Source organism: Thermodesulfobacteriota bacterium (genome assembly GCA_039028315.1).
GTDB lineage: Bacteria > Desulfobacterota_D > UBA1144 > Nemesobacterales > UBA2774 > CR02bin9.
This window is the reverse complement of the sequence record JBCCIH010000142.1, coordinates 1-6,667: the sequence shown is the minus strand read 5'-3', so window position 1 is coordinate 6,667 and position 6,667 is coordinate 1. Positions and strand designations below refer to the sequence as shown.

The window sequence follows — 6,667 nt, the reverse complement described above, 5'->3', positions numbered from 1 at the left end:
CATAATATTTGCAAGTTATATATATTTTTTACACCTCAGAATGTAGACTAATATCTATAGGTATTAGAATTCAATTATATGTTGGCGGAGATAAATTATGGATAAAGATACTATGATAAAGTTGTTGAATGAAGATTTAGCGGGGGAACTAGGAGCTATTATTCAGTATATAACTTATGCTGCTAAGGCGACAGGTCCGTATCGACCTCAGCTGGCTCAGTTTTTCCTTCAGGAAGTGGCAGATGAGCAGCTGCATGCACAATTTCTTGCAAACAAGATAGTTGCCTTGGGCGGTGAGCCTACCACTCAGCCAAGCCCCGTGCCACATGCAGCGGGCAACAAAGAAATGCTGGAAGAAATATTGAAAGCAGAGATAAATGCTGCAGCTAACTATAGCGAGCGAGCTAAGCAGGCAGATGAATTTGGTGATAAAGGACTTGCAGTTCAGCTTGAAGATATGGTTAGAGATGAGAGCGGGCATTCAGAAGAGACTGAGAGAATGCTGCGCGATTGGCCATTGTAGATCCTAAGTGTCTCATTTGTAAAATACTGCTGCATATTCAAGGTGGGATCCTTTATACTCTTTATGTGAGGGTTCACTTAATACTGTTAGTTTGCATAATGGTTTTTCTCTTATCCAGCGCTTGCGGGCCTAAGGCTACTACAGTAAATCAAGACGGCTGTTATGAAATAGACGGGGATGAGATTATTTATACCTGCAGTGGGCAGACTAAAGAAGAGTCTTACGGCTCAACTCCTGGGTATGATGGAGTAAATAATCCTAAAGCGTTGAATCTCTATCGACCCGGAAGGTTTGAAAACATTACAGGTTGGTAAGTAGCGTCTTTATAGGTTTTCTTCGTTTGCAATGTTGATCCCTTCTTTTTCATCCACTTTAAATAGTAAAATTGCTCCTAGTACAAAGAATACAATAAGAGATATAATGGCATACCTGCTATTTCCCATTGCCTGGCCAACTACTGCAAATACTAGAGGGCCTAAAAAACCGCCAATTCTTGAGCTCATGCCGTAGAATCCAAAAAACTCTGCGGTCTTTGATTTTGGCACCATGGCGCCAAAGTATGATCGACTAAGTCCTTGAGCGCCTCCCATTACTATTCCGACTGCAGCTCCAAGTATCCAGAAATCGATCGGCTTAGATATAAAAAAGGCTCCAATCGAAATAAGAGTATAGCCAAGCAGGCATATGTAGATACAATTCTTAGCCCCAATACGCTTTGCCAGCCATCCAAAGAAAACGGCAGAGGGAAATCCGACAATCAATGCAACAAGAAGTGATCCAATTAAAGTATTCTGGCCCAATCCTAGCTCTGCCCCATATATAGTAGCCATCTTGAAAATTGTATAGATACCATCGTTATATATAAGAAAAGCGATCAAAAACAAAGTTAACTGCTTGTAGCGTCTTACATTACGAAATGTTCTCATAAGTTCTGAAAGACTTTCTTTTATAGGATTTGCTCGAAGCTGACCAGATCCTCCAGGTTCTTTAACATTTAATATAAGAGGAACTGTAAAAACTGCCCACCAAAGAGCAGATGTGATAAATGTCAGCCTTGCCGCTAGGCCCTTATCCGACATGAGCTGTATGATGGCTATGCTTATAATTAGAATTAATCCTCCCCCAAGATAACCTGCTGCAAACCCTCTGCTCGATACTCTGTCTATATCATCATCCCTAGATATATGTGGCAGGAAGGAATCATGAAATACATCGGCTAATGCAAAAGCTATATTGCTCACTATAAATATTAATGACGCCATGAGCCAGTCGCCGGTCTTAACGAAATAAAAGCTGGCTGAAGAAAGAATTCCTATGGCAGCAAAAATCATTAGCAATCTCTTTCTGATTCCAATAAGATTAGCAATTGTTCCAAGTATCGGGGCTAGAATTGCCACGATAATAAGCGCAATTGTTGTCGTGTATCCCCAATAGACTGTAGCTTGATTAGGAGTCAGAGTCGATGCAGCCACTTTACTATAATAAATAGGCAATACCGCTACCATGACTGCCGTACCATAACCATTTTCAGCCCAGTGATACAGCGCCCACGAGTTTATGGTTTTTTTATATAAGCCCAGACTCTTTGATTCGTCCGCCATAAATACAATCTTAATCCAAGTTGGCTTTAAAAAGTAGGGGGATAATTATGTTAGAAGTTCCAATACCTCACATTCGTGTAGTGCATAGAATATTCTTTTTATCATTGCTTTTAGAACGAATATGCCGTGAGATCCTTCATGAGAGAGAAAATGATGTGCTGCAACAGGTACATATGAAGAGAGAATTATACCAATTCTGTAGTCACGCCATGCCTCTTCAAACGTATAGTTACTTACTCCGTGATCCATAAGCACTTGATACCATAACTCCAAGAATTTTACATGGTGGATTTTTTCAATAATGCCATGATGACTACCGCAAACTGCTCTGCCGACATCAAACGCCCCAAATGATATAAGCGCTGTCTGCCAGTCTACTACCATTATCTCATCCAGCTGGTTAAACATCATGTTATCTGCTCTGAAATCATAGTGGATAATAGTTCTTGGACCGACCATGCTTAGCTCTTGAATTCTCTCTCCGCTTTTTGCAATCAAATCGCCAGCGTTTATATCCTGCTTGTCTAAGACATCACTGTGCACATTTTTAAAATCATCCCAATTATCGTGAAACGCGTGGAGCGGGCTTCTGTTTTCAATTGGTATCCACTTTAAATTTTCAAGCTCTTCGGACTCCCACCAATGTGCATGGAACTTGCCGATTGATGTTACAGCAGACTTTGTTTGCTTAACAGAAAGTCCCCCTACTTGATCGCCCGGTATCCAGTCTCCGGCGTCTTCAATCATAAGCAGAAAGTTATTATTAGATTCATCTATAACTGTGTAATAACATTTTGGAACTCTAATAGGGCTTTTTTTAGATAGTTCTCTATAAAACATTATTTCTCTCTCGTAGACTCCCCAGTTGCTTCCAAAACTTTTTCTTTCATCCACCTCCGGCGGGAATTTTACGACAACAGTTTTTGGCAGCTGCTGTAATTGGTGTTTGTAGGTTATCTTGACCCTGCAAATTGAACTTAAAAGTCCTTTTACGTGGGGACCGAGAGGTTCAACCTCTATATCGGTGATAGTACCGGACTCGCAGATGCTGCCTTCACTGAATGCATAGTTCATCCACTTAGTTGTAATTTCAGATGGTTTTGTTGGGTGAGTTATAGCAGTCAAAAAGATTCCCTCCAGTATGTATCAATATACATAAAAGAATTATGCTGGAGAATAGTTGTTTATATTGGTATTGGGAATATTTAAAACAGAGTGGTAATTAGCCGGGGAGCAGGTGAGCTCCCCAGCCAGTTTGGTTTTTAGTATCTTGGCATGTCAGGGTCGTACTTTTCAGCCCAGGCGTCAATTCCGCCTGCAAGGTTCTTCACGTTCTTAAAACCTTGGTCCTTAAGGTACTGAGTTGCCTTCATGCTTCTTCCGCCGTGATGACAATGAACTACAATCTCATCATCTGGGTTTAGCTCATCTAACCTGTCGGCAACTTCTCCAAGTGGAATTAGAACTGACCCTTCAATGTTTGCAATATCATATTCGTGATATTCTCTTACATCTAATAAAGTAAAATCGTTTCCGTTATCACGCATTTCTTTAAATTGGTCGATATTTATTTCCATCTCTACCTCCTCAGAGTCTTCCCTTATGGTTGTTTCTTCTTGTCCAAGCTCTCCGCGCGCAATACCGCAGAACTCTTCATAATCTATTAGCTCTTTTATAGTTGGCTTGTCACCGCATATTGGGCAGTTAGGATCTTTTCTAAGCTTCATCTCTCTTGGCTGCATCTCCAAAACGTCTAAGAAAAGCAGTCTTCCAATAAGAGGATTTCCTTCCCCAATAATTAGCTTTACGGTCTCGGCTGCTTGAAGGGTTCCGATAATACCAGGAAGAATTCCCAGCACTCCGCCCTCAGCACAGCTGGGAACAAGCCCAGGTGGAGGTGGCTCAGGATACAAACACCTGTAGCAAGGTCCTCTTTTAGCATCAAAAACACTAACCTGTCCTTCAAACCTAAAGATGCTTCCATAGACATTTGGCTTGCCTAGCAGTACACATGAATCATTAACAAGGTATCTGGTTGCAAAATTGTCAGTGCCGTCAACTACTATGTCATAGTCTTTTATGATATCCATAGCGTTCTCAGAGTTGATCATTACATTATATGTAGTGACTTTAATATCAGAGTTTAGCTCTTGGAGCCTTTTTTTCGCAGACTCTACCTTCAGTTCTCCGATTGTCTCTTCGCTATGAATAATCTGACGCTGAAGGTTGCTGAAGTCTACTACATCAAAGTCAAGAATTCCGAGATGGCCAACACCTGCAGCTGCAAGGTATAGCGCTAGTGGTGAACCAAGCCCGCCTGCGCCTATGCAGAGCACGCTTGCGTTTACTAGTTTTTCCTGACCCTCAACCCCTACCTCAGGCATAATTAAATGTCTGCTATAGCGTTTTACTTGTTCATTTGTAAGACTCATGGTTTTACCTTCCCATTTATTGTAATTTCGATGAGTATCTTAATTTATACTGAATTGGCATATTTTCAACATTACAAATTCAAATTTTTGCTATGGGTAATCCAAAAAGTGCCTTGTAATTCTCCCCATTTTTCATTTATAATAATATTGGGTCATCCACAGTCATTTGTTAATTCGTAGTACTTATGATTAATTTTTTGTGCCTATGGATTCTTTTTTTATATAGGGTACAATGTCCCGATCATTTTGTATTTTTTAGAGTTTGCTAAGAGTGATTTTAGGAATTTTAAAAAGTATAAAATTTGTTCTTGACATAAAGTTTGTATGCTTTATATTATATGTCCCTTTGAAAAAGGCGCCGGGACATTCTGGCTTTTTAAAGGTTTTTTGCTTTAAGAAATACTAGATTAATAAGGCGTCTAGTTCTTTGAAAATTAAATAGCAGATAAGCGGGCGAAGTAGAGCTAAGCAATAATTTCAGGAAATTATAATGAAGAGTTTGATCCTGGCTCAGAGCGAACGCTGGCGGTATGCTTAACACATGCAAGTCGAGCGAGAAAATGACTTCGGTCATGAGTAGAGCGGCGGACGGGTGAGTAATACATGGATAATCTGCCTTTAGGACTGGGACAACTCAGGGAAACTTGGGCTAATACCAGATAAGACCACAGAATCTACGGATTCAGCGGTAAAAGGTGGCTTCGGCTATCACCTATAGATGAGTCCATGTCCCATCAGGTAGTTGGTGAGGTAACGGCCCACCAAGCCGAAGACGGGTAGCCGACCTTAGCGGGTGATCGGCCACACGGGGACTGAGACACGGCCCCGACTCCTACGGGAGGCAGCAGTGGGGAATATTGGACAATGGGCGCAAGCCTGATCCAGCAATACCGCGTGAGGGATGAAGGCTTTCGAGTCGTAAACCTCTGTCAGTTGGAACGATGGGTCTGTAGGTTAATACCCTGCAGACTTGACGGTACCTTCAAAGGAAGCCCCGGCTAACTCCGTGCCAGCAGCCGCGGTAATACGGAGGGGGCAAGCGTTGCTCGGAATTACTGGGCGTAAAGGGTCCGCAGGTGGCTTTGTAAGTTAGATGTGAAATCTCAGGGCTCAACCCTGAAACTGCATCTAATACTGCATAGCTTGAGTACAGGAGAGGTTGGCAGAATTCCCGGTGTAGCGGTGAAATGCGTAGATATCGGGAGGAATACCAGTGGCGAAGGCGGCCAACTGGCCTGTTACTGACACTCAGGGACGAAAGCGTGGGTAGCGAACGGGATTAGATACCCCGGTAGTCCACGCCCTAAACGATGGATGCTAGGTGTGGGGATGAAAATCTCTGTGCCGTAGTTAACGCATTAAGCATCCCGCCTGGGGAGTACGATCGCAAGATTTAAACTCAAAGGAATTGGCGGGGGCCCGCACAAGCGGTGGAGCATGTGGTTTAATTCGATGCAAAGCGAAGAACCTTACCAGGGTTTGACATGCTAACATAAGCCGGTGTGAAAGCATTTGGTGACGTAGAGCTTGTCTTTATGTGGTTAGCACAGGTGCTGCATGGCTGTCGTCAGCTCGTGCCGTGAGGTGTCCGGTTAAGTCCGGTAACGAGCGCAACCCCTATGTTTAGTTGCCAGCACTTAAGGTGGGAACTCTAAAGAGACTGCCGGCGACAAGCCGGAGGAAGGTGGGGATGACGTCAAGTCATCATGGCCCTTATGTCCTGGGCTACACACATGCTACAATGGTTGATACAATGGGTCGCGAAACCGAGAGGCGGAGCCAATCCCATCAAAGTCAATCTCAGTTCGGATTGCAGGCTGAAACTCGCCTGCATGAAGTTGGAATCGCTAGTAATCGTGGGTCAGCAATACCACGGTGAATACGTTCCCGGGCCTTGCACACACCGCCCGTCACACCACGAAAGTCGGTTCTACCCGAAGTGGCTGAGCTAACCCTCTGGGAGGCAGGCTCCTAAGGTAGGGCTGGTAATTGGGGTGAAGTCGTAACAAGGTAGCCGTAGGGGAACCTGCGGCTGGATCACCTCCTTTTTACGGAGAAACCGCTTACTCAACAGATCTCGCTTTATCTGCTATTAAATTTTGGTGCTCTTT

General features: G+C 43.2%; 5 protein-coding genes and 1 rRNA gene. 3 read left to right on the top strand and 3 right to left on the bottom strand.

Features of this window, described 5'->3' with window-relative positions; genetic code table 11:
* Window positions 1-97 precede the first annotated feature (97 nt).
* Window positions 98-523 carry a ferritin-like domain-containing protein gene (locus tag AAF462_09000; protein MEM7009254.1) on the top strand — a complete coding sequence of 142 codons (426 nt, stop codon included), beginning with the start codon at window positions 98-100 and terminating at the stop codon, window positions 521-523.
* 98 nt (window positions 524-621) lie between these two features.
* Entirely contained in the window at window positions 622-837 is a 216-nt protein-coding gene (locus AAF462_08995) for a hypothetical protein (protein ID MEM7009253.1), read from the top strand.
* A gap of 9 nt (window positions 838-846) precedes the next feature.
* Here AAF462_08995 and AAF462_08990 read toward each other — a convergent pair whose 3' ends face one another.
* The 3 genes from AAF462_08990 to moeB all read right to left on the bottom strand — a co-directional run bounded on the left by AAF462_08990 (window position 847) and on the right by moeB (window position 4,556).
* A complete protein-coding gene (locus AAF462_08990) occupies window positions 847-2,124 on the bottom strand; it encodes an MFS transporter (protein MEM7009252.1) in 1,278 nt (425 codons plus the stop codon).
* A gap of 45 nt (window positions 2,125-2,169) precedes the next feature.
* Window positions 2,170-3,249, bottom strand: a complete 1,080-nt coding sequence (locus AAF462_08985; GenBank protein MEM7009251.1) for a phosphotransferase — start codon at window positions 3,247-3,249, stop codon at window positions 2,170-2,172.
* A 137-nt stretch (window positions 3,250-3,386) separates the two neighbouring features.
* Entirely contained in the window at window positions 3,387-4,556 is a 1,170-nt protein-coding gene (moeB, locus tag AAF462_08980) for a molybdopterin-synthase adenylyltransferase MoeB (protein ID MEM7009250.1), read from the bottom strand.
* Between the two features lie 487 nt (window positions 4,557-5,043).
* On the opposite strand from moeB, the gene AAF462_08975 reads away from it, so the two are divergent.
* Window positions 5,044-6,604: ribosomal RNA gene (locus AAF462_08975) — 16S ribosomal RNA — on the top strand.
* Window positions 6,605-6,667 lie beyond the last annotated feature (63 nt).

Coding starts and splice junctions, on each gene's coding strand:
- AAF462_09000 (MEM7009254.1), top strand. CDS start 98: ATGGATAAAGATACTATGATAAAGTTGTTGAATGAAGATTTAGCGGGG.
- AAF462_08995 (MEM7009253.1), top strand. CDS start 622: ATGGTTTTTCTCTTATCCAGCGCTTGCGGGCCTAAGGCTACTACAGTA.
- AAF462_08990 (MEM7009252.1), bottom strand. CDS start 2,124: ATGGCGGACGAATCAAAGAGTCTGGGCTTATATAAAAAAACCATAAAC.
- moeB (MEM7009250.1), bottom strand. CDS start 4,556: ATGAGTCTTACAAATGAACAAGTAAAACGCTATAGCAGACATTTAATT.